General features: G+C 65.2%; 29 protein-coding genes and 1 pseudogene. 2 read left to right on the top strand and 28 right to left on the bottom strand.

The features are described 5' to 3' along the window. From ACJASC_RS13810 to ACJASC_RS13675, 28 genes are all read right to left on the bottom strand, one after another. Positions 1–1,527 carry an amino acid ABC transporter permease gene (locus ACJASC_RS13810; RefSeq protein ID WP_415146525.1) on the bottom strand — a complete coding sequence of 509 codons (1,527 nt, stop codon included), beginning with the start codon at positions 1,525–1,527 and terminating at the stop codon, positions 1–3. A gap of 137 nt (positions 1,528–1,664) precedes the next feature. Next, the gene (locus ACJASC_RS13805) at positions 1,665–2,684 is read right to left on the bottom strand and encodes an amino acid ABC transporter substrate-binding protein (protein WP_021693333.1); all 1,020 of its coding nucleotides are present in this window, start codon (positions 2,682–2,684) and stop codon (positions 1,665–1,667) included. Positions 2,685–2,931: 247 nt separating this feature from the next. After that, a complete protein-coding gene (locus tag ACJASC_RS13800) occupies positions 2,932–3,639 on the bottom strand; it encodes an ATP12 family chaperone protein (protein ID WP_415146524.1) in 708 nt (235 codons plus the stop codon). Next, on the bottom strand, positions 3,636–4,310 hold the full coding sequence (locus ACJASC_RS13795; protein WP_415146523.1) for an HAD-IA family hydrolase: 675 nt from the start codon (positions 4,308–4,310) through the stop codon (positions 3,636–3,638). The genes ACJASC_RS13800 and ACJASC_RS13795 overlap by 4 nt, the downstream gene beginning before the upstream one ends. After that, complete coding sequence (locus tag ACJASC_RS13790) at positions 4,307–5,365, bottom strand: RluA family pseudouridine synthase (protein ID WP_415146522.1); 1,059 nt, start codon at positions 5,363–5,365, stop codon at positions 4,307–4,309. Before ACJASC_RS13790 ends, ACJASC_RS13795 begins: the two co-directional genes overlap by 4 nt. Next, the gene (gene crcB, locus ACJASC_RS13785) at positions 5,362–5,715 is read right to left on the bottom strand and encodes a fluoride efflux transporter CrcB (RefSeq protein ID WP_415146521.1); all 354 of its coding nucleotides are present in this window, start codon (positions 5,713–5,715) and stop codon (positions 5,362–5,364) included. Before crcB ends, ACJASC_RS13790 begins: the two co-directional genes overlap by 4 nt. 92 nt (positions 5,716–5,807) lie before the next feature. Then, complete coding sequence (locus ACJASC_RS13780; RefSeq protein WP_415146520.1) at positions 5,808–7,157, bottom strand: replication-associated recombination protein A; 1,350 nt, start codon at positions 7,155–7,157, stop codon at positions 5,808–5,810. A gap of 108 nt (positions 7,158–7,265) precedes the next feature. After that, positions 7,266–7,877 (bottom strand): autoinducer binding domain-containing protein, encoded by a 612-nt coding sequence (locus ACJASC_RS13775; protein ID WP_415146519.1) that lies wholly within the window; start codon positions 7,875–7,877, stop codon positions 7,266–7,268. Between the two features lie 164 nt (positions 7,878–8,041). Beyond that, positions 8,042–8,461 carry a 50S ribosomal protein L17 gene (rplQ, locus tag ACJASC_RS13770; protein ID WP_021693340.1) on the bottom strand — a complete coding sequence of 140 codons (420 nt, stop codon included), beginning with the start codon at positions 8,459–8,461 and terminating at the stop codon, positions 8,042–8,044. Between the two features lie 113 nt (positions 8,462–8,574). Then, on the bottom strand, positions 8,575–9,591 hold the full coding sequence (locus ACJASC_RS13765) for a DNA-directed RNA polymerase subunit alpha (protein WP_415146518.1): 1,017 nt from the start codon (positions 9,589–9,591) through the stop codon (positions 8,575–8,577). Between the two features lie 115 nt (positions 9,592–9,706). Then, the gene (gene rpsK, locus ACJASC_RS13760) at positions 9,707–10,099 is read right to left on the bottom strand and encodes a 30S ribosomal protein S11 (protein WP_021693342.1); all 393 of its coding nucleotides are present in this window, start codon (positions 10,097–10,099) and stop codon (positions 9,707–9,709) included. Positions 10,100–10,111: 12 nt separating this feature from the next. Then, complete coding sequence (gene rpsM / locus ACJASC_RS13755; RefSeq protein ID WP_415146517.1) at positions 10,112–10,480, bottom strand: 30S ribosomal protein S13; 369 nt, start codon at positions 10,478–10,480, stop codon at positions 10,112–10,114. A 210-nt stretch (positions 10,481–10,690) separates the two neighbouring features. After that, positions 10,691–11,359, bottom strand: a complete 669-nt coding sequence (locus ACJASC_RS13750; RefSeq protein WP_021693344.1) for an adenylate kinase — start codon at positions 11,357–11,359, stop codon at positions 10,691–10,693. Next, entirely contained in the window at positions 11,356–12,729 is a 1,374-nt protein-coding gene (gene secY / locus ACJASC_RS13745) for a preprotein translocase subunit SecY (protein WP_021693345.1), read from the bottom strand. Before secY ends, ACJASC_RS13750 begins: the two co-directional genes overlap by 4 nt. A 107-nt stretch (positions 12,730–12,836) precedes the next feature. Further along, positions 12,837–13,313, bottom strand: coding sequence for a 50S ribosomal protein L15 (rplO, locus tag ACJASC_RS13740; protein ID WP_021693346.1), 477 nt, complete (start codon positions 13,311–13,313; stop codon positions 12,837–12,839). 272 nt (positions 13,314–13,585) lie between these two features. After that, entirely contained in the window at positions 13,586–13,771 is a 186-nt protein-coding gene (rpmD, locus tag ACJASC_RS13735; protein WP_021693347.1) for a 50S ribosomal protein L30, read from the bottom strand. Positions 13,772–13,782: 11 nt separating this feature from the next. Further along, positions 13,783–14,340: a 30S ribosomal protein S5 gene (gene rpsE / locus ACJASC_RS13730; protein ID WP_021693348.1), complete on the bottom strand. Its 558-nt coding sequence runs from the start codon at positions 14,338–14,340 to the stop codon at positions 13,783–13,785. Positions 14,341–14,351: 11 nt separating this feature from the next. Next, positions 14,352–14,711 carry a 50S ribosomal protein L18 gene (gene rplR / locus ACJASC_RS13725; protein WP_021693349.1) on the bottom strand — a complete coding sequence of 120 codons (360 nt, stop codon included), beginning with the start codon at positions 14,709–14,711 and terminating at the stop codon, positions 14,352–14,354. A gap of 12 nt (positions 14,712–14,723) precedes the next feature. Continuing rightward, a complete protein-coding gene (gene rplF, locus ACJASC_RS13720) occupies positions 14,724–15,257 on the bottom strand; it encodes a 50S ribosomal protein L6 (protein ID WP_021693350.1) in 534 nt (177 codons plus the stop codon). 12 nt (positions 15,258–15,269) lie between these two features. Continuing rightward, positions 15,270–15,662, bottom strand: a complete 393-nt coding sequence (gene rpsH, locus ACJASC_RS13715; protein WP_021693351.1) for a 30S ribosomal protein S8 — start codon at positions 15,660–15,662, stop codon at positions 15,270–15,272. Positions 15,663–15,675: 13 nt separating this feature from the next. After that, entirely contained in the window at positions 15,676–15,981 is a 306-nt protein-coding gene (gene rpsN / locus ACJASC_RS13710; protein ID WP_017928028.1) for a 30S ribosomal protein S14, read from the bottom strand. A gap of 21 nt (positions 15,982–16,002) precedes the next feature. Further along, positions 16,003–16,566: a 50S ribosomal protein L5 gene (gene rplE / locus ACJASC_RS13705; RefSeq protein ID WP_021693352.1), complete on the bottom strand. Its 564-nt coding sequence runs from the start codon at positions 16,564–16,566 to the stop codon at positions 16,003–16,005. Next, on the bottom strand, positions 16,566–16,871 hold the full coding sequence (gene rplX / locus ACJASC_RS13700; protein WP_341214256.1) for a 50S ribosomal protein L24: 306 nt from the start codon (positions 16,869–16,871) through the stop codon (positions 16,566–16,568). Before rplX ends, rplE begins: the two co-directional genes overlap by 1 nt. Continuing rightward, entirely contained in the window at positions 16,871–17,239 is a 369-nt protein-coding gene (rplN, locus tag ACJASC_RS13695) for a 50S ribosomal protein L14 (RefSeq protein WP_017928025.1), read from the bottom strand. Before rplN ends, rplX begins: the two co-directional genes overlap by 1 nt. Before the next feature lie 76 nt (positions 17,240–17,315). Continuing rightward, a complete protein-coding gene (gene rpsQ / locus ACJASC_RS13690) occupies positions 17,316–17,546 on the bottom strand; it encodes a 30S ribosomal protein S17 (RefSeq protein ID WP_415146516.1) in 231 nt (76 codons plus the stop codon). A 4-nt stretch (positions 17,547–17,550) separates the two neighbouring features. Further along, a complete protein-coding gene (rpmC, locus tag ACJASC_RS13685; RefSeq protein ID WP_021693355.1) occupies positions 17,551–17,766 on the bottom strand; it encodes a 50S ribosomal protein L29 in 216 nt (71 codons plus the stop codon). Positions 17,767–18,013: 247 nt separating this feature from the next. After that, complete coding sequence (locus tag ACJASC_RS13680) at positions 18,014–19,738, bottom strand: hypothetical protein (protein WP_415146515.1); 1,725 nt, start codon at positions 19,736–19,738, stop codon at positions 18,014–18,016. A 294-nt stretch (positions 19,739–20,032) separates the two neighbouring features. Then, entirely contained in the window at positions 20,033–20,641 is a 609-nt protein-coding gene (locus ACJASC_RS13675) for a response regulator transcription factor (protein ID WP_415146561.1), read from the bottom strand. A gap of 278 nt (positions 20,642–20,919) precedes the next feature. Between ACJASC_RS13675 and ACJASC_RS13670 the strand changes: the two genes are divergently transcribed. Together ACJASC_RS13670 and ACJASC_RS13665 are read left to right on the top strand one after the other, a co-directional pair. Continuing rightward, a complete protein-coding gene (locus ACJASC_RS13670; protein WP_021693358.1) occupies positions 20,920–21,177 on the top strand; it encodes a hypothetical protein in 258 nt (85 codons plus the stop codon). A gap of 262 nt (positions 21,178–21,439) precedes the next feature. Then, positions 21,440–21,628: pseudogene (locus ACJASC_RS13665) on the top strand (hypothetical protein); the annotation flags it as partial.

The raw sequence follows: 21,628 nt of genomic DNA, 5'->3' as shown, positions 1-21,628 counted from the left end.
TCAGCGCTCCTTCAGCTTCACGCGGGAATTGTAGAGGTTCATCGCGCTCGAGATGACGAGGCTGGTCACGAGGTAGAACAGTCCCAAGAGCAACATTCCCTCCAGCTCCTTGCCGGTCTGGTTGATGGTGATGCCCCCCAGCGTCGATCGGGCATCCATGTAGCCCACCGCGATTGCCAGCGAGGAGTTCTTGGTGAGGTTGAGGTATTGCGAGATCATCGGCGGAATGATGACGCGCAGCGCCTGTGGCAGGATGACGAGGCGCATGGTGCGCGAGGGCTTGATGCCCAGCGCGAAAGCCGCCTCGGTCTGGCCCTTGGAGACCGACAGGATGCCGCCGCGCACGTTCTCGGCGATGAAGGCGCCGGTGTAGAGCGACAGCGCCAGCCACAGCGCGATCAGCGAGTTGCGAAGCTGCAGCCCGCCCTCGAAGTTGAAGCCGCCCAACACAGGGCTTTCGAACTGCACCGGGCTGCCGCGCTGGATCGTGTCCGACAGCGCCACGGCGCCTGCGGGCGCGGTGGCGGCATCGGTCGAAGCGGGCAGCGACAGGATGTTGCAGCGCCCGGCCTCGGCGGCGGCGATGGCCTCCTCGGCGGTCGTTACCGGCACGACGTTGAAGCGCAGCCCCTCGGCACGCAACGCGCGGCGCAGGTTCAGAGATTCCGTCGAATTGGGCACGGCGCAGGCGTTGATACCCTGTTGCGCAGCACCAAACTCGGCAAGGCTCGCTCCCTCTATGCCGCCGGCAACGTAGATCGGCTGCGTGACCCGGCCCGAAGTCATCGACAGCGCGAGGAAGGCGATGGTGAGCGGCACGACCAAAAGGCCCAGCGTGCCCCAGCCAATGGGCAGGATACGGCCTGTCTCCTCCTGGGTCTTGTGAGCATAGCGCCGCCAGCCCCAGACCGCGACGAGAGACAGGACCAGCACGATCAGCAGGATCAGCGAGCCATTGCCCCAGGCGGGCGCGGGGACGAAAACGCCGCGATTGGTGATGGCGACGGTATCGCCGAAGATCATCGACGCGCCGCCGCCTTCGCGGAAATCGCGCGGCTGCGGCGTGGCCTCTGTCATCAGCGCGAAGATCAGCAGAATCCACAGCAGCACCGGGATGTTGCGGAAGCCTTCGACATAGACCGCCATCAGCTTGGCGATGAGCCAGTTCTTGGACAGGCGCAGCACGCCCGCCAGAACCCCGACAACGGTGGCGAGCACGCAGCCCAGCGCCGCGACCAGCAGCGTGTTGAGGATGCCCACGAGCGCGGCGCGGCCATGGGAGGAGGCGCTGTCGTATTCGATCAGGCGCTGGTTGATGTCATAGCCCGCGCGCTGGCCTAGAAAGCCGAAGTCGAAATCCTTGCCGAGCGCGGAGAGGTTGGCGACCGTGTTCGACACCAGCCAGCTCAGCCCCAGCATCAGCGCGATGAAGGCAATCACCTGGATGGTCAGCGAACGGTAGCGGGTGTCGTAGATCAGCTGGCTCGGGCGGAACCCGGCCTTCGGAGCATCCGAGGTCGTTGTCATGTCTTGGTCCCCGTTGGTCCCCGCGCCGGTTGCGCGCCGGTTGCTCCGGCTGCGCCCTGCTGTCGGGGACAGGTGGCGCATCGCGCCATGTTCTTCATGGGTGGAAAGGGGCGCCGCGGCGCCCCTTTCCGAAATACTTAGCGGAACGGCGGCGCGTAGATCAGGCCGCCATTGGTCCACTGCGCGTTGAGGCCACGAGCCAGACCGATCGGGGTGTTCTCACCGATGTTCTTCTCGAAGATCTCGCCATAGTTGCCACCGGCGGCGATCGCGTTCTTGGCCCAGTCGTTCTCGAGGCCGATCATCGCGCCCAGCTCGCCTTCGGTGCCGAGCAGACGGTTCACTTCGGGGTTGGTGCCCGGAGCGGCGGCCAGCTCGCTGACGTTGGCCGAGGTCACGCCGAACTCTTCGGCGGCGATCAGCGCGTTGAGCGTCCAGCGCACGATGTCACCCCACTCGTTGTCGCCGTGGCGCACGAGCGGACCGAGCGGCTCCTTGGAGATGATCTCGGGCAGGATCACGTGATCGCCCGGGTTCTCGAAGGTGGCGCGGGTCGCGGCGAGGCCGGAGGCGTCGGTGGTGTAGGCGTCACAGGCCCCGGCGAGGTACTGCTGCTGCGCCTCGGCGTTGGTCTCGACGGGCACGGGCTCGTAGCTGATGTTGTTGTTGCGGAAGAAGTCCGCGAGGTTCAGCTCGGTGGTGGTGCCGGTCTGGATGCAGACGGTCGCGCCGTCCAGATCCTTGGCCGAAGACACGCCCAGCGCGGTCGGGACGATGAAGCCCTGGCCGTCATAGTAGTTGACGCCGATGAAATCGAACTTCAGGTCGGTGTCGCGCGAGAAGGTCCAGGTGGTATTGCGCGCGAGCACGTCGATCTCGCCCGAAGCCAGCGCGGTGAAGCGGGTCTGGCCGGTGGTCGGCACGAAGTTGACGGCGGTGGGATCGCCCAGCACCGCGGCGGCGACGGCACGGCAGACGGCGACGTCGAAGCCCTCCCAGACGCCGTTGGCGTCGGGGGCGCCGAAACCAGCAAGGCCGGTCACCACGCCGCAGTTCAGCTCGCCGCGCTCCTTGACGTCGTCGAGGGTGGCGGCTTGAGCCGCTCCGGCGAGAAGACCGGTGGCGGTCAGCGCGCCGAAGATAACGGATTTCTTCATGTTTACCTCTTCCTGAGTATCGGCCCCTCTTGGCGGGGGCGGCAGTCTAGGGGCCGACCGCGACGCGATCCGGCAATATGCAGGGACCATTGATCCCGACGAAGGCAGTTGGACAACGATTTCACTTCAGGTCAAGGGCCGCACCCTGTCACGTAGCGGCGCGAACGCCGGGTAAAGCGGCATCAAGTTACAAAAAAAGGGCAGCCCCTCCAGAGGCTGCCCGATCATTACCCGCCTTGTCCGCCTGTCAGCCGAGCAGCGCCCAGAACCGCGCCGCATCGAGAAAGGCCGCGCGCTTGACGCGGGCCATGGCCTCGGCCTCCTCGTCGTCGCCCCATTGCTCGATCTGCCAGTCCTCGTCGAGCCGCGACAGCCGCCAGGCCTCCTGCGGCTCCAGCCGCCTCTCGACGACAGCCAGCGCCAGCACCAGCGACCCCGAGAGCGCCACCAGATCGTGAAAGGCCGCGAGGGCGAAGGGCTCCATGGCGAAGACGGGGGCCGCCAGCCGCTCGAGCGCCGCCGCGTCCTGCGCCACCGGCATGACCCCGGTCGCGGTGACGAGCCGCGCGCCATGGCGCTCTTCGGCCCAGTCGAGCAACGAGTCCCATTCGCTCGCCTGCCGCGCGATCAACTCGGCGGGGCGTTCGGCGCGGTAGCACAGCAGGTCCGATCCGCCATAGGCCGCGAGCATCTGCGCCACCTCGGCGCGCTGCACCGCCACCTTGTCGAGCGCCGAATTGGCGGTGCGGGTCAGCGGCATGCTGCCCGGATCGATCCGCTCCTCCTGCGCCTGCCATTCGGCGGCGAGGGCCTCTGCCAGCGCCTGCGTGGGCAGGACCAGTGGCGCCTTGGCGGGCGTGCGCACCGGGCGCGCGTCGAGCAGCACCTGCCAGCCGCCCTCGGCTGGGGCCACGTTGGCCTCTTTCCAGAACCGCTTGGCCTTCCATTCGCTCATGAGGTCGTCTCCGTCAGATCGTCGAGCGCGGGCGCGAGCCCGGCCCAGTCGTGAATGATCCGGTCGGCGGAGAGGCCCGCCGCCGGTTGATAGCCCCATGCGACCCCGATCGAGGCCACCCCCGCCGCGTGCGCCATGTCGACATCAAAGCGGGTGTCGCCGATCATCACCGCACGCCGCGCCGTCACGCCCGTCTCGTCCAGAGCCGCGCGGATCATCGCGGGGTTGGGCTTCGAGGGGTGGTCATCGGCGGTCTGACGGCTTTGGAACATACCCTCCAGCCCATGCGCCTCGATCAACCTATCGAGCCCGCGCCGCGACTTGCCGGTGGCCACGGCCAGAAGCGTGTGAGGCTCGCCCGCCAGGCGATCGAGCGTTTCGCGTGCACCCGCGTAGAACGGGCTGCTCTCGGGGCCGTGCGCCTGCCGCAGATCGGCATAGGCGGTGCAGTAGGCGTCGATCATCCGGGCGCGAATATCGGCCCCCTGCTCACCCGCCAGCCGCAGGAACGTCTCGGGCAGCGACAGGCCGACGCCCGACAGCACCCGCTCGCGCGGGGGCGTCTCCAGCCCCTGTGAGCCGAAGGCCGCCGCCATCGCGGCGAGGATGTCGCGCTGGCTATCGACGAGCGTGCCGTCGACGTCGAAGATCACCAGCCGCAGCTCGCTCATGCCAGCGGATCGTCCGGGTCGAACGGATCGAGCGGCGCTTCGCGCGGCTCCCAGCCGAGAAAGTCCCAGGTCCGCTCCATGTGTTCGGGCAAGGGTGCCACGAGTTGCAGCACGGCCTTGGTGATCGGATGCTCGATCCGCAGCGAGCGGGCGTGCAGGTGCAGCTTGCGGTCGATCTCGGCGCCGAGGCCCGAGCCCCAGCCATCGCCGAGGTTTTCCTGCCCCGAGCCGCCGTATTTGCCGTCGCCCACGACGGGGTGGCCCATCTCGGCCATGTGGGCGCGCAGCTGGTGCGTGCGCCCCGTCACCGGCACCAGAGCCATCCAGGACACCCGCTGTCCCAGCGCGCTGATCGTGGCGAACTCGGTAGTGGCGCGCTTGGCGCCGGACGTCTTGTCGACCTCGGCGGGGTGGATGCACTGCATCTTCTCTCCCTCGCCGCCCTTGCCGTGGCCCATCGCCTTGACGAGACCGTATTTGATGATGCCCGCGCGCGGCTGCGGCGCGCCAGCGACGGCGGCCCAGTAGATCTTGCGCGTCTCGCGGTGCTTGAGGTTCTCGGTCAGCCCCTTGGCAGCCATGCGGGTGCGCGCCAGCAGCAGCACGCCCGAGGTGTCCTTGTCGAGCCGGTGCACGAGGCGCGGCTTGTCCTCGAACCCATCGCGCAGCGCCTCGGCGAGCCCGTCGACATGCTTGGAGACGCCGGAGCCGCCTTGGGTCGGCAGACCCGCGGGTTTGTTGATGGCGATGATGTGCTCGTCGCGAAAGATCACGCAGCCGCGGATCATCTCCGCGTCCTTCTTGGAGATCTGGCTGCGGTCCACGGGCCGGCTCTCGACCTCGTGCGCCTCGGGGATCGGGGGCACGCGCACGCTCTGGCCGACTTCGAGCCGCGTCGCGGGCTTCACGCGCCCGCCTTCGACCCGAAGCTCGCCCTTGCGGCACATCTTCTCGATCCGGGTCTGGACGAGATGAGGAAAGCGCCGCTTGAGCCAGCGGTCGAGCCGCTGTTCGCCCTCGTCGGGGCCGACGGTGATGGTCTGCACGCCGCTCATGAGAGGCTCCTTGCGATCCAGAGGCCCAAAGCGCAGGCCGCGATTGAGAGAATGACCGATCCCGCCACATAAGCCAGCGCCGCCCCAAGGCGCCCCGCCTCGACAAGGCGCAGCGCATCGAGGGAAAAGGCCGAGAAGGTGGTGAAGCCGCCCAGCAGACCGGTGATCAGCAAGGGCGCCAGCGGCGCGCCGCGACCCGAGAGCCAGACGAACAGCACGCCGATCGCGAAGCTGCCCGCAAGGTTCACGGCGAACGTGCCGATGGGAAAGGCCAGCGCCTGCCCCACGAGAAACCGCAGGCTCGCGCCCGTGGCGCCGCCGAAGGCCACCAATGCAAGGGATGTCATCATCCGCGCGGTGTCGCGGCGCGCGCCGCGCTTGTCAAGCCGGGCCTGCCATGCCCCATCGCCTCCGGCATGGACACAGCGCCGCATCGGCCGGTTCAGCTGCCCCCACTACGCCTGCGCTTCTCGCGCAGCCCGGCAAAGAACTCCACTCTTTTGCGCAACTCGCGCTCATGGCCGCGATCGACGGGGGTGTAATAGACCGGCCGCTTCATCGTCTCGGGGAAGTAGTTCTGCCCCGAGAACGCGTCCTCGGCATCGTGATCGTAATCATAGCCCTTGCCGTAACCTTGCTCCTTCATCAACCGGGTCGGGGCATTGAGGATGTGCTTGGGCGGCGGCTCGGAGCCAGTCTTGCGCGCCTCGGCCATCGCCGCCTTGAAGGCGGCGTATCCGGCGTTGGATTTCGGCGCGAGGGCGAGATAGGTCACGGCCTGCCCCAGCGCCAACTCGCCTTCGGGCGAGCCGAGCCGCTCATAGGTTTCCCATGCATGAAGGCAGATCGTCTGCGCCTGCGGATCGGCCAGCCCGATATCCTCGACCGCCATGCGGGTGATGCGCCGCGCGAGGTAGCGCGGGTCCTCGCCACCGGTCAGCATCCGCGCCAGCCAATAGAGCGCCGCGTCCGGATCCGAGCCGCGGACCGATTTGTGCAGGGCCGAGATGAGGTTGTAATGCTCGTCGCCGGACTTGTCGTATTTGGCCGCCCGCTTCATCAGCCGCGATGTCAGCGCCTCGACCCCGAGCCGGGTGTCGGTCTTCCACGCCGTCACCTGCTCGATCAGGTTCAAGAGCGCCCGCCCGTCGCCATCGGCCATCTCCAGAAGCGCCTCACGCGCCGCCCCATCGAGGGGCAAGGCCCTGCCCAGCTCCTTCTCGGCGCGCTGGGCCAGACGTTCGAGATCGGCGAGGTCGAGCCGGGTCAGCACCAGCACTTGCGCCCGGCTCAGAAGCGCGGCGTTGAGCTCGAAGGAGGGATTCTCGGTCGTGGCCCCGACGAGAAGGATCGTGCCATCCTCCATATGTGGCAGGAAACCGTCCTGCTGCGCCTTGTTGAAGCGGTGGATCTCGTCGACAAAAAGAAGGGTGGCACGCCCCTGCCCGCGCCTGAGCTTGGCGGCCTCGAACACCTTCTTAAGGTCCGCGACCCCGGTGAAGATCGCGCTGACCTGCACGAAGGCCAGATCCGACGCATCGGCCAGCAGCCGCGCGATGGTGGTCTTGCCGACGCCGGGCGGTCCCCACAGTATCAGAGATGACAGCGATCCCGCCGCCAGCATCGCGCCGAGCGGGGCCTCGGGGCCCAGCACCTGCTCCTGACCGATCACCTCGCCCAGCACCTTGGGCCGCAGCCGGTCGGCCAGCGGCCGGTGCGCGGCCTCGGGCACCGTGCCGCGGCGCGGAGGCTGGACGGGCGTGTCGGGAAAATTGTCGAACAGATCAGCCATGCCCCCAAATCTAGTGCAGCTGTGGATAACTGCCAAGGGATTTGGTATTGCTGCCGAAATATGGGGGCCGGTCGGGCGGAGCGTCCCGTAGAGGCCTTGGAACACGGATCAGAGCAGCCGGTAGTTCCGAGCGCGTTGGATCGCTTCGGCGGTGGTGCGGGCCAGCAACGTGGTGCGTGCCGAAGCCAACCGCGCCTTGAGCGCGCTTTCCGAGATGCCGAGGCGGGCCGCCGCGGCGGTGTGGCGATCGCCGTGGGCGATGCATTGCAGCGCCTCGATCTGCGCCTTGGTAAGGGCGCGCGGCGGCTCCGTGATCTCGTGCAGATGTTCGATCACCGCGGCGAAGCTGGCGATCTCCTCGTCGGCAAACTCGCGGTCGAGGCGGCAGGCCGAGGCGATGGTGCGCGATTTGACGGGACCGCAGGCCACCGAGAAGCCGTAATTCATCCCGAACTCGCGCGCCTGCCCGAAGATGTCGAAAGGATCGGGGATCTCGATGTCGCTCCAGCGACAGGTGCCGGTGGTGCTGAAGCCCCATGCGATGATCGGATCGCGCAGCGCGTAGGCCTCCTCGGTGTAGCGTTCCGTCCAGCCCTCGGGAAAGGTCTCATGGCTCATCAGCGGCAGGGCGAAACGGATGTGCAGCGCGAAGAAGAACCCATCCGGCGCGAGAGTGGCGAGCTGGCGAATATGCAGGTCGATACCGGCTCCGAGGGACATGGCGTCTTCACTCCTGAAAGGATGCTACATATCCTTCCTTCTAGGCAGACCGCCGGTGCCCTCCCAAGGCATAAGTCATTGACGTTACGACATTAACCAAAAACGCCCCACCCTTTCGGGGTGGAGCGCTACGCTTAGGGATCGGGTCCCTATCACTCTGCCGATCACTCGGCGGCGGCGTCTTCCGCTTCGAGTCGGGCGCGGTCGGCGGCACCCTTGGCATCGACGTCGCGGTCGACGAACTCGATGATCGCCATCGGCGCCATGTCGCCGTAGCGGAAGCCGGCCTTCAGAACGCGGACATAGCCACCCTGACGCTCGGCGTAGCGCGGCCCGAGGATGTCGAACAGCTTGGCGACATAGGCGTCCTGCTTGAGCTGGGACGCGGCCTGACGGCGGGCGTGCAGGTCGCCGCGCTTGCCAAGGGTCACAAGCTTCTCGATCACGCGGCGCAGGTCTTTCGCCTTGGGCAGCGTGGTCTTGATCTGCTCGTGCTCGATCAACGAGCCGGCGAGGTTCGCGAACATCGCCTTGCGGTGCTCGTGGGTACGGTTCAGGCGGCGATAGCCACTTCCATGACGCATTGGGTGTCTCCTATAGCGTTTTGCTTTGTCTGGCGACCGATGCGTGTCGATCGCTCTCCTTGGGGCGGGATGCCCGGGTCGTGCCGGGGGCGGTCACCCGCCCCCAATGAAACTCAGAACTGGTCTTCGAACTTCTTGGCCAGGTCTTCGATGTTGTCCGGCGGCCAATCCTCGACGTCCATGCCGAGATGCAGGCCCATGCCCGACAGCACTTCCTTGATCTCGTTGAGCGACTTGCGGCCGAAGTTCGGGGTGCGGAGCATCTCGGCTTCGGTCTTCTGGATCAGGTCGCCGATATAGACGATGTTGTCGTTCTTCAGGCAGTTCGCCGAGCGCACCGAAAGCTCGAGCTCGTCGACCTTCTTCAGCAGCAGCGGGTTGAACTCGAGCCCGTCGTCGAGCGCGCCGGCCGAGGCCGATTCCGGCTCGTCGAAGTTCACGAAGATCGACAGCTGGTCCTGCAGGATGCGCGCCGCATAGGCCACGGCGTCATCGGGCGTGAGCGAGCCGTCGGTCTCGACCTTCATGGTCAGCTTGTCATAGTCGAGCACCTGACCCTCGCGGGTCGGCTGCACGTCGTAGGACACCTTCTTGACCGGTGAGTAGATGGCATCGATGGCGATCATGCCGATCGGCGCATCCTCGGGCTTGTTGCGGTCGGCCGCGACATAGCCTTTGCCGGTGTTGACGGTCAGCTCCATGTAGAGATTGGCGCCATCGTCGAGGTGGCAGATCACGTGATCCTTGTTCAGGATCTCGATGCCCGCGGTCTCGGAGATGTCACCGGCGGTGACGACGCCGGGGCCGGTCGCCTGCACGGAGAGGCGCTTGGGGCCTTCGACTTCCATGCGGATGGCCACGCCCTTGAGGTTCAGCACCACGTCGGTCACGTCCTCGCGGACACCGGCGATCGAGGAGAACTCGTGCAGCACGTTGTCGATCTGGACGGAGGTGATGGCCGCACCCTGAAGCGACGACATCAGCACGCGGCGCAGCGCGTTGCCGAGCGTCAGGCCGAAGCCACGCTCGAGCGGCTCAGCGACCACGGTCGCCTGACGCGACGGATCGTTGCCCGGCTTGACGTCAAGCTGCGTCGGCTTGATCAGCTCGGCCCAATTCTTGTGGATCATGCGTCCCTCCATTCCTGTCCGTGCTCCATGGTCCCGAAGAGCCGGACGCCCGAGGTTTCAAAATGACGGTTCGGGGCCGCGCAGCAAGGCGCGGCCCCGAACAGGTAGTATAGACTCAGACGCGGCGGCGCTTGGGCGGACGGCAGCCGTTATGGGCCATCGGCGTCACGTCGCGAATCGAGGTGATGTTGAAGCCGACGGCGGCCAGAGCGCGCAGCGCGCTCTCGCGGCCCGAACCGGGACCCTGCACTTCGACTTCGAGCGTCTTCACGCCATGTTCCTGTGCCTTGCGGCCCGCGTCTTCGGCGGCCAGCTGAGCGGCGTAGGGGGTCGACTTGCGCGACCCCTTGAAGCCCATGGTGCCGGCGGACGACCAGGAGATCGCGTTGCCCTGCACATCCGAGATCAGGATCTTGGTGTTGTTGAACGAGGAGTTCACATGCGCCACGCCTGCGGCGATGTTCTTGGAGACCTTCTTCTTGCCTCCGCGACGGGTATCACGTGCCATTGATGCGTCCCCTTATTTCTTCTTGCCGGCAATGGCCTTTGCGGGGCCTTTGCGGGTGCGAGCGTTGGTGTGGGTACGCTGGCCGCGGACCGGCAGGTTGCGACGGTGGCGCAGGCCACGGTAGCAGCCGAGGTCCATCAGGCGCTTGACGTTCATCGTGGTCTCGCGACGCAGGTCGCCTTCCACGGTGAGGTTGGCGTCGATGTGCTCGCGGATGGCCAGAACTTCGGCGTCCGACAGGTCGTTGACCCTGCGGGTCACGTCGATTCCGACGGCTTCGCAGATCTGGCGGGCGGTCGTGTCACCGATACCGGTGATGTAGGTGAGGGCGATCGGAACCCGCTTAGCGGTCGGGATGTTCACGCCGGCAATACGTGCCACGTTTAGCGTCCTTTCGTTGCGGCTCCGTGATACCGGAGCCTTTTTTCACAACTGAGGCCCGGACGAACCGGGCCGCATCCTGCGAGGTGATCCGCGCATGGCCGGGGGCGACCCGTTAACCTGCGCGAAATGATTCCCTTTCGGGATGGGGCTGTCTATGGGCTGGCGGGCAGCGGGTCAAGCCCCCCGCCCGCGACCTCGACAGAGCTGTCAGGCGTCCTGGGTCTGCGCGCCCAGAAGCCCCGCGATCTCGGCCGAGACTGCCTCGATCGCGGCGAGGCCGTCGACGCTCTCGAGCTGGCCCTTGGCGTGGTAATAGCCGATCAGCGGCGAGGTCTGCTTGTAATAGGCGAGCAGCCGCGTGCGCAGCGCGTCCTCGTTGTCGTCGGCCCGGCGCTTGATCTCGGTCGAGCCGCAATTGGCGCATTCGCCGCTCGCGGGAACGGGCCGGGTCACGTCGTGATAGACCTCGCCGCAATTGGCGCAGGTCGACCGGCCGGTGATCCGTGCGACGAGCACCTCGTCATCGACCCGCATCTCGATCACGTGGTCGAGCATCTGGCCGAGTTCGGAGAGCAGCTCACCCAGCGCGTCGGCCTGTGCCAGCGTGCGCGGGAACCCGTCGAAGATGTAACCGCCCGACGCCTTGCCGGAGGTCAGCTTCTCGCGGATGAGGCCGATGACGATCTCGTCGGTCACCAGCTCGCCCCGGTCCATGACGGCGGCGACGCGTTTGCCCATCTCGGTGCCCGAGGAGCGGGCTTCGCGCAGCATATCGCCGGTCGAGAGCTGGACCATGCCGCGCTCTTCGACCAGACGCTTGGCCTGCGTGCCCTTGCCCGCCCCCGGCGGCCCCAGAAGAATGATGTTCGTGGTCATCGGCGCGCGGGCCCCCTCGGCTTGGTCTTGTTGGTCTTGCCGCCGCGCCTCCCGCGCAGCTGCGATTTCTCGATCAGCCCCTCGTACTGATGCGCGAGCAGATGGCTCTGCACCTGCTGGATCGTATCCATGCCTACAGACACGATGATCAGGATCGAAGTGCCACCAAAGTAGAACGGGATCGCCAGCTGGCTGCGCAGGATCTCGGGCAGGAGTGCGACGAGTGCCAGATAGGCCGAGCCGAGGACCAAAATGCGGTTCAGCACGTAGTCGAGATACTCGGCCGTACGCTTGCCGGGACGGATGCCGGGGATGAAGCCGTTCTGGTTCTTGAGGTTGTCGGCGACTTCCTCGGTCTTGAACGCCACTTCGCGGGTGTAGAAGTAAGTGAAGAAGATGATCATCGCCGCGAAGAAGATCAGGTAGAGCGGCTGTCCGGGACCGAAATAGGCGAGGATCGTCGACATCACCGGACCGCCCTGCCCGCCCGAGAAGGTCGAGAGCGTGGTCGGCAGCAACAGCAGCGCCGAGGCGAAGATCGCCGGGATCACGCCAGCCGGGTTGACCTTGATCGGCAGGTGCGAGGAGCCGCCGTCATAGACCTTCATGCCGACCTGGCGGCGGGGGTACTGGATGTGGATCTTCCTGAGGGACCGCTCCATGAACACCACGAAGGTGAGCACGCCGATCACCATGGCGACAACCAGCAGGATCACCGCCGGGGAGATCGCGCCGGACCGGCCCTGACTCAGGAACTGCGCCAGAGCGGCGGGCACTTCGGCGATGATGCCGACGAAGATGATCAGCGAGATGCCGTTGCCGATGCCGCGCGCGGTGATCTGCTCGCCCAGCCACATCAGGAACATGGTGCCGCCGACAAGGGTGATCATCGTCGAGGCGCGGAAGAACAGGCCCGGGTCGGTGACGAGATCGCCCGCCTCCAAGCTGACGGCGAGGCCGTAGGCCTGGAATGTCGCCAGCACCACGGTGAAGTAGCGAGTGTACTGGTTGATCTTCTTGCGGCCCTGCTCGCCCTCTTTCTTGAGCTGCTTGAGCGGCTCGTACATCGAGGCCATGAGCTGCACGATGATCGAGGCGGAGATGTAGGGCATGATGCCGAGGGCGAAGATGCCCATCCGGCTCAGGGCGCCGCCGGTGAACATCGACAGGATGCCGCCGATGCCGGAGGCCGCGCTCTCCATGAAATTGCGCAGCGCGGCGCCGTCGATCCCCGGCACGGGGATGAAGGTGCCGAGCCGGTAGACGATCAGGAGGCCGATCGTGAAGAGGATCCGCTGACGGAGCTCGGTGGCCTTGCCGAAGGCCCCCCAGCTCATGTTGGCGGCCATCTGTTCTGCTGCTGATGCCATCGGGGCTCTCTATGTCATGTCAGCGCCGCCGGACCGGGGTCTTCCGGTCGGCGGCGCGGGAACAGTCGGTGACGGGGCTGGGGAGCGCAAGGCCCCCCGGCCACCGATTATTCGGCGGCGGCCGCCGGTGCGGTGAGGGTGAGCTTGCCGCCCGCCTTCTCGACCGCCTCGATCGCGCCCTTGGACGCGCCGGTCACGGCGAGGTTGGCCTTGGAGGTGAACTCGCCCTTGGACAGAACGCGGATGCCGTCGCGCTTGCGGCGCACCAGGCCCGACGCGATCAGCGCATCCTCGGTGATGTCCTGACCAGCGTCGATCTTGCCCGCATCGATGAACTTCTGGATCAGGCCCAGGTTGACGACGGCGTATTCGCGGCGGTTCGGCTTGTTGAAGCCGCGCTTGGGCAGACGCTGGTAGAGCGGCATCTGGCCGCCCTCGTAGCCCTTGATGGCCACGCCCGAACGAGACTTCTGACCCTTGATGCCACGGCCACCCATTTTACCGGTGCCCGAGCCCGGACCACGGCCGACGCGCTTGGGTTTCTTGGTGGCGCCCGGGTTGTCGCGCAGTTCGTTGAGTTTCATGTCGCTTCTCCTTTGCCGGAACTGCCCCCCAGCGACGGAACGGGCAAACGCGGCTTCATTGAATGGATTCGGACCCCTCGAAAGGGCCACCGGCGGCGTATACGATCCTCGCGCCGCGCATGCAAGCCGTGCGGGACAGGCGAAGGCCGGACCTCTGCCCCGCTCCGGTCGCTTCCTGCTGCTTCCGCTTCTTGGCGGCGATGCCCAAAGGCATGCGAAAAGGGCGCCACGGTTTCCCGCGGCGCCCTTCCCGTTCGCGCTGAGCCGGTGGCTCAGGCCTTTTCTTCGATGATCTGCACGAGGTGCGGGATCGAGTTCACCATGCCGCGCACCGAGGGGGTGTCCTCGAGCTCGCGGGTGCGGTGCATCTTGTTGAGCCCGAGGCCCTTCAGCGTGGCACGCTGAACGGCGGGGCGACGGATCGGCGAGCCGATCTGCTTGACGACGATGGTTGCCATGTCCGCTCTCCTCAGGCTTCGGCGACTTCGGCGCCGGCCTCTTCGGGCTTGCGCAGAATGTCGGCGACCTTCTTGCCGCGACGCTGGGCGACCGCACGCGGCGACTGCTCGGCGCGGAGGCCGTCCAGCGTCGCGCGGATCATGTTGTACGGGTTCTGCGAGCCGAGCGACTTGGACACGACGTCCTGAAGCCCGAGCATCTCGAACACCGCACGCATCGGGCCGCCGGCGATGATGCCGGTACCCGCGGGTGCCGCCCGCATGACGACACGGCCGGCGCCGTGGCGGCCTTCCATGTCGTGGTGCAGGGTCCGACCCTCGCGCAGCGGCACGCGGATCAGGTTGCGGCGCGCCTGCTCGGTGGCCTTGCGGATGGCCTCGGGGACCTCCTTGGCCTTGCCCTTGCCGAAGCCGACACGGCCCTTCTGGTCACCGACGACGACGAGCGCCGCGAAGCCGAAGCGCTTGCCGCCCTTGACCGTCTTGGAGACCCGGTTGATCGCCACGAGACGATCGGCGAATTCCGGGTTCTCATCGCGGTCGCGGCGACGGTTGTCACGTTCTGCCATGTTACGTCTCCTCAGATCTTCAGGCCGGCGTCACGGGCCGCGTCAGCGAGCGCCTTGACCTTGCCGTGGAACAGGAAGCCGCCGCGGTCGAAATAGGCTTCGGACACGCCGGCCGCCTTCGCACGCTCTGCGATCGCCGCACCGACCTTCGCGGCCGCCTCGACGTTGTTCTTCCCGATGATGCCCAGATCCTTCTCCAAAGAGGAGGCCGAGGCGAGAGTGACGCCGTTCACGTCGTCGATCAGCTGGACGCTGATGTTCTTGTTGCTGCGGTGCACGGAGAGACGCGGACGCCCCGCGTTCACCTTACGCAGCTTGCTCCGGACGCGCTGACGGCGCTTCAGGAACAGATCCCGTTTGCTGTTTGCCATTTTTTCGCGTCCTTACTTCTTCTTGCCTTCCTTGCGGAAGATGAACTCGCCTTTGTAGCGGATGCCCTTGCCCTTGTAGGGCTCGGGAGCGCGCCACTCGCGAATGTTCGCCGCAACCTGTCCAACCTGCTGCTGGTCGATGCCTTCGACCACGATCTCGGTCTGCTTGGGCGCCGTGACCGTGACGCCCTGCGGCACCTCGAAGTTCACGTCGTGGCTGTAGCCGAGCGCCAGCTTCAGGACATTGCCCTGCATCTGGGCACGGTAGCCCACGCCCTGGATCTCGAGCTCCTTCTTGAAGCCCTCCGAGACGCCGGTGACGAGGTTCTGCACCATCGAGCGGGACATGCCCCACTGCTGACGTGCGCGCTTGGACGTGCCGCGGGGCGTGATCGAGATCGCGCCATCCTCGAGCGTCAGCGTGACGTCGTCGGTGGCGGTGAAGCTGCGGGTGCCCTTGGGCCCCTTCACTTCGACCGACTGGCCCGACAGGTTGGCGGTCACGCCGCTGGGCAGAGCGACCGGGCGTTTACCGATACGAGACATTCCGGACCCTCCTTAGAATACGGTGCAAAGCACTTCGCCGCCGACATTGGCTGCGCGTGCATTTGCATCCGACATTACGCCGCGGGGCGTGGAGACGATCGAGACGCCGAGACCCTGGCGCGGAGCCGGGAGGTCGTTGACGCTCATATAAACGCGGCGACCGGGCTTGGAGACCCGCTTCAACTCACGGATCACCGGAGCGCCTTCGTAGTAGCGCAGGCTGATCTCGAGAGCGGGGTGCCCGTCCTTGCCGGTGGTCGACTCGTAGCCACGGATGTAGCCTTCGTCGGCGAGGACATCGAGCACCCAGCCGCGCAGCTTGGAGGCGGGGGTGATGACGGTGGACTTGTGACGCATCTGCGCGTTGCGGATGCGGGTCAGCATATCACCGATGGGATCGTTCATCTGTGGACCCTCCTTACCAGCTCGACTTGACCATGCCGGGGATTTCCCCGTTCGAGCCGAGCTCGCGCAGCATGATCCGGCTGAGTTTCAGCTTGCGATAGTAGGCGTGCGGACGCCCCGTCAGCTGGCAGCGGTTGTGAAGACGGGTGGGCGAGCTGTTGCGCGGCAGTTGCGCGAGCTTCAGGTTCGCCTTGAAGCGCTCTTCCACGGGCTTGTCTTTGTCGTTCGCGATCGCCTTGAGCTCGGCGCGCTTGGCGGCATATTGCGCCACCAGACGCTCGCGCTTCTTCTCGCGTTCGATCATGGATTTCTTGGCCATATCTCTCTTTCCTCCCGCGGATCAGCTGTTGAACGGCATGTTGAAATGCTTCAACAGCGCCTTCGCTTCCGCGTCGGTCTTCGCGGTGGTGCAGATGACGATGTCCATGCCCCAGACCTCGTCGACCTTGTCGAAGTTGATCTCCGGGAACACGATGTGCTCCTTGAGGCCCATGGCGTAGTTGCCACGGCCGTCGAAGCTCTTGCCGGGGACGCCGCGGAAGTCACGGATCCGGGGCATTGCCACGGTGATCAGGCGGTCGAGGAATTCGTACATCCGGTCGCCGCGCAGCGTGACCTTGCTGCCGAGTGGCATGTCCTCGCGGACGCGGAAGCCGGCGATCGACTTCTTGGCCTTGGTGACGACGGCACGCTGACCGGCGATCGTCGAAAGATCGTCCTGAGCGGACTTGGCTTTCTTGGAATCGCGGACGGCCTCGGCCCCGGCGCCGATGTTCAGGACGATCTTGTCCAAGCGCGGGATCTGCATGTCGTTCTTGTAACCGAACTCCTCGCGGAGTTTGGCCTTGATCTCGTCGGCGAAAGACGCCTTGAGACGCGGGGTGTAGTTCGCGGTGTCGAGCATCAGATCACGTCCCCGGTTGTCTTGGCGAAGCGGACCTTCTTGCCGTCTTCCTCGCGGAAGCCCACACGGGCCGGTTTGCCGTTGGCATCGACGATGGCCAGGTTCGACAGCTGGATCGGCATCGACTTGGGCTGGCGGCCGCCCTGGTCGGACTGGCTTTGCTTGACGTGACGAATGGCGACGTTGAGCCCTTCGACCACGGCCTTGCCGGCGGTGGGGTTGACCGAGAGGATCTCGCCGGTCTTGCCCTTGTCCTTGCCGGTCAGAACGACGACCTTGTCACCCTTGCGGAGTTTGGCAGCCATTACAGCACCTCCGGCGCAAGCGAGATGATCTTCATGAAGTTCTTCGCGCGCAGCTCACGAACCACCGGCCCGAAGATACGGGTGCCGACCGGCTCGTTGTTGTTGTTGAGAATGACGGCCGCGTTGCGGTCAAAGCGGATCGAAGTGCCGTCTTCGCGGCGAACTTCCTTGGCGGTGCGCACGACGACGGCCTTGCGGACGTCACCTTTCTTCACGCGGCCACGGGGGATCGCTTCCTTGACGGACACCACGATGATGTCGCCGACCGACGCATACCGGCGGTGCGAACCGCCGAGGACCTTGATGCACTGCACCCGGCGTGCGCCGGAGTTGTCAGCGACATCCAGATTGGTCTGCATCTGGATCATGGGTTTCTCCCGACCTTTGGGGGGCTCTCAATGGCCTTCTCCCCAGGGTTTCGTTCAAGCTGGAAGATGAAACGCCTTACTCGGCGATCACTTCCCAGCGCTTGGTCTTGGATTTCGGAGCGCATTCCTGGATGCGGACGCTGTCGCCCACATTGAAGGAGTTCGCTTCGTCGTGAGCCCGATACTTCTTGGACTTACGGATCGTCTTCTTCAGAACCGGATGCGTGAAACGACGCTCGACCGACACGGTGATAGTCTGCGCGTTCTGGTTCGAGGTCACGACGCCTTGCAGGATGCGTTTGGGCATGGGCTCAGGCCTCCGTGCCGGCGGCCGCAGCCGCCTTCTGGTTCAGAATGGTGTTGATGCGGGCGACGCCGCGCTTGACGACGCGCATGCGCGCGGTGTTCTCGAGCTGGCCGGTGGCCTGCTGGAAGCGCAGGTTGAACGCTTCTTTCTTGAGGTCGACGAGTTGCTCGCGGAGCTGGTCCGCGGACTTGTCGCGGAGTTCCTTGGCATGGAGCGCCATGGGTCTGTCCTTTCGACATCACCGGAAGGCCCCTTTCATCATCGAGAGGGTCACCCTGATTCCGGTGGACTAGGTGAATGAGCGCTGTCCCTAACCGACACGGGTCGAGGATGCAAACCCTTTCTCCGACGCCCTCGCGCCCGCTGTCCTGCACCTGCGCACGGGTTGCGCGTGCCGCCGACAGGCTGGCGTGGAGGGAGTGCGACGGATGGCATGGGCGAAGGGCCCCATTGCCGGAACGAACCGCCTAGACCCCGAAAAGAGCCAGCAACGGCAGAAGCGCCAAGGCCGCCGACAGTCCTGCCCAGTTGCCATCCTCCGAAGCCTCCGTTTCCTCCGGAGGCGCGAGCTGTTCGATACCATCCGTTGAAGAGGCATCATCCACCTCGAAGCCGTCGGGAGACACCGGTTCCGATGAAACATCCCCGGACGCCGGGGCACCAAGGACCGCAGCAAATGTCTCGGTCGGGACGATGTCATGGATGACCACCTGCATGATCTCGTCCGCCGCCAGATCGCACTCGACGGTCATGTCGTGCGACGGTCCGGGTGGTTGATCCCGCCCCTGCGCCACATGTAGCGCGCGCTCCGCGCCTTCGGCATCTGGGCTTCGTCCGAGAATGGACATCTCGACCCTGCCTGCGGCCGCAAGGAATGCGGAAAGGTCGATGTCCATCGAAACCGGCGTGTCAGCCTTGGACAGAACATAGAGCAGCATGTCGCCGTCGCCCACGAATGCGTGAATGTCGGCCTCTCCCGCGCTGAACTCCGTCTCGTCGGGGTCGTTCGCCACCATGTCGACGAGGCTTTTGCCCGGAAGGTGCCGCGACATCATAGAGAACATCTCGCCTGCGACGGACGGCGCGTCGTAGCCGAACCCCGGCGCGAGGGCGTTCGTCGTGTTCTGGATCAAGGGCCAGACATGCGCCTGCTCCACGCCCGACGACATGAAGTCCTCGACCAGTTCGAGCATCTCCTGCGCCTGCACCAGCCCCCCCGGCTCGGCGCCGTCGGGGCGTTCTCGCATCCGCTGGTTCCATTCGGTCACGTGGATCTCCAGATCCTCGAACCCCTCCTGTTCGAGCCAGCCGGAGCGGATGCAGTCGAGAGCGAACTGCCTGCTGAAGGTGGTGCCTCGGGAATAGACATGGGCGACCACCCCGTCGATCGCGTCACGGCTTTCGACCGTGTCGAAGGACATGCGGATCAAGGCATCATTGGCTTTAGTCCAGTTGACGTCGCCGCTGGTATAGAGGCAGTCCTCGGAAATATCCGATGAGGGAAAGCGCGCCGTCAACTCCGCGATCGCCTGCATGCCGTCCTGACCCTCATAGGCGTCCGAAAGACAGGAACTGCCGTGGTTGCTGCCCATCTGGACGAGCAGCTTCGTCCGGGACGTGTCGATGCCATGGAGCCGCTCCACCAGATCGAGCTCGTCCCGGACGATCCGCGACATCTCGGCCGCGAGCCGACCGTACTCCACGGCATTGCATTCGCCCGACCCCCAATACTCATTGCCGATCTCAAGGGCGCGGACCTGCGCATCGCCATATTCGCCGATCAGCAGGTCATGAACGAAATCGCGCAGGGCGTCCTCGTCTATCTCGGGAGACCGGTTGCCATCGGCATCCACTTGCGTGCCGAATTGCGTCCGGGTCGGAAGCACGATCGTCACGGCATGTCCGTTCATCCCGGCGTAGGACATGAACTCCGACAAGGGGATGAAATCCGTCGCCTCGCCCGTCCGGTCGTCGATCGTTTCGGCGGCGTCGGGGTCCGAAATGTCAAAGCAGTATTCGGTCAGCGAGCCTCCGGGATATCGAAGCCCCGCGACGTTCAGCCCGTCGACGGCCTCGTCATACGATCCCTCGCCGGTCATGCTCGACCGCGTGGCGAGGACATTGCCACCAAAGAGGCTGGAGGTCGCGGCAGTATCGGGCACGAGGCTTCCGACAGGCAACGTGATCGACATGACAATACCTCCTCGCCGACAAGGCGTGGAGGCATGAGGTCACGAAAGACGGGGTGAGGCGGGCGCCCTTCCGGTCATCAAGAGCGGTCGAACGCATCCTGGCCTTCAGAAGGAGCGGGCCGAGCATGCCCTTCAGATGGCGGGACTACCCGAACGAAGGTGCGATGCGACGGCCCGCCTGACGATCGAACGCCCGATCAAGGACGGCCCGCCCCATCATGTCGCGATCGCGGGCCGTCGCGGCAGCCGCTCCCTGTCCGAAGCGAGGTTTCGCACACATGCGCCGGGTGCGGCTCAGATCAGCCGCTGATCCTTGGCGGCAATGGCGGCCTGGGTGCGGTTCCGGGCACCGAGCTTGCGGCACAGCGTCTTGACGTGCAGCTTGACGGTGACCTCCTGAATCCCGCAATCGCGGCCGATCTCCTTGTTGGACTTTCCGACCGACAGCCCCTTGAGCACCTGCTGCTCGCGCTTGGTCAGGTGACCGGCGGCCGGGTTGTCCTCGTCCTTTGCGGTCATGAAATCGATCGGCGCGAAGGTCTCCCCCAGCGCCATGAACTTCACGGCGTTGATGACGGATCTGGCGGACATGGTCTTGGGGAGGAACCCTGCCGCACCCGCCCCCAGCGCCTCTTCCGCGACCGTGCGATCGGCGTCGCCCGACACCAGCGCGACAGGATTGCCGCCGCTGGCGCCAAGCGCCTGCTTGAGCCCCTCGAGCCCGCGCATTCCGGGCATCTTGTAATCGAGAAGAACGAGTTCGAAGGGGCCGTTCTTTTTCAATTCGGTGAAAGCCTGGTCGTAATTGGCGGACTGGGTCACTTTTATCCCGCCCTCCTTCTCCAGATAGGAGGCCATCATTTCGCGAACGAGGTCGTGATCATCGGCAATCAGAATATGCATGGTACATCCTTTTGAATTGATCCGACCTATTCGACAGACAACCGGACCCGCGATATGGGTCACAATCTCCTGCCCTTTGTGAAAATTTCAAGGCGCTTGGCGTGAGGTCACGTCGTGACGGTACGTCGCGGAACATTCCGACACGCCTATCGGATAGGATAGCCCCTGCAGATGGAGAGGCATTGAGACCTCAGACATCGATTCATATCCAGCCGCCGTCGGAAAGATTCTCCAGATCGGGTCAATATGATCTCAACCCGAAACCGCAGGAGCACGACATGAACACCCAGCCGCTGAACCGCCCCCTCGACCTGCCCGCGCCGCAATTCAACGAGATGATCTCGGACGATGATGGCGGCAATCATGTGATGGGCCTGCTGGTCCTCTCCATGCTGACGGGCATGATGCTCGCCGCGGCAATGCTGCTCATGGGTTACGGGCTCCTCGCCTCCTTCCTCGGCTACGTCCTGAGCACGCAATGCTCGATCGTGCTCTTCGCGGTCATTCAGGCACGCGTCCGAGGCTCTGACGCCTGAATTCAAAATATAATTCCGACCTGCTGCAAATGCCCGCCATTCCCATGGCGGGCATTTCACGTTTCAGCCGGGGCTGACAACGCCGGAGAATACATCCGCAAGGCCGCATCAATATATGCCTGTGGACAGGAGTTCACCCGATGCACGAATTACTACCCTCCCGGATGAACTAGATGCCTGCAATTCGTGGATATTGTGAGGAAAGGACGGCAACGACTGGCCGAATTCCTTTCCCTGCACTTCCACAAGAAGGACATCGAACATGAAAGACAAGATAAGCAGAACCCTGTACGGCGGGACCGCCGGCGTCATGAGTGTCTTTTGCGCGGCCCCGGTTTTTGCCCAGGATCTTTCCAGCGAACTGACGTTCAGCATTGTCGAGATGACGGATGGGGGCGAGGAGGTTTTGGTGGAGCGCGAGAGCGTGCGGCCGGGCGAGATCATCGAATAC

Source organism: Limimaricola cinnabarinus (assembly GCF_047631075.1).
GTDB classification, from domain to species: domain Bacteria; phylum Pseudomonadota; class Alphaproteobacteria; order Rhodobacterales; family Rhodobacteraceae; genus Limimaricola; species Limimaricola cinnabarinus.
The sequence above is the reverse complement of the archived record's forward strand: the minus strand, read 5'-3'. Positions and strand labels throughout refer to the sequence as shown.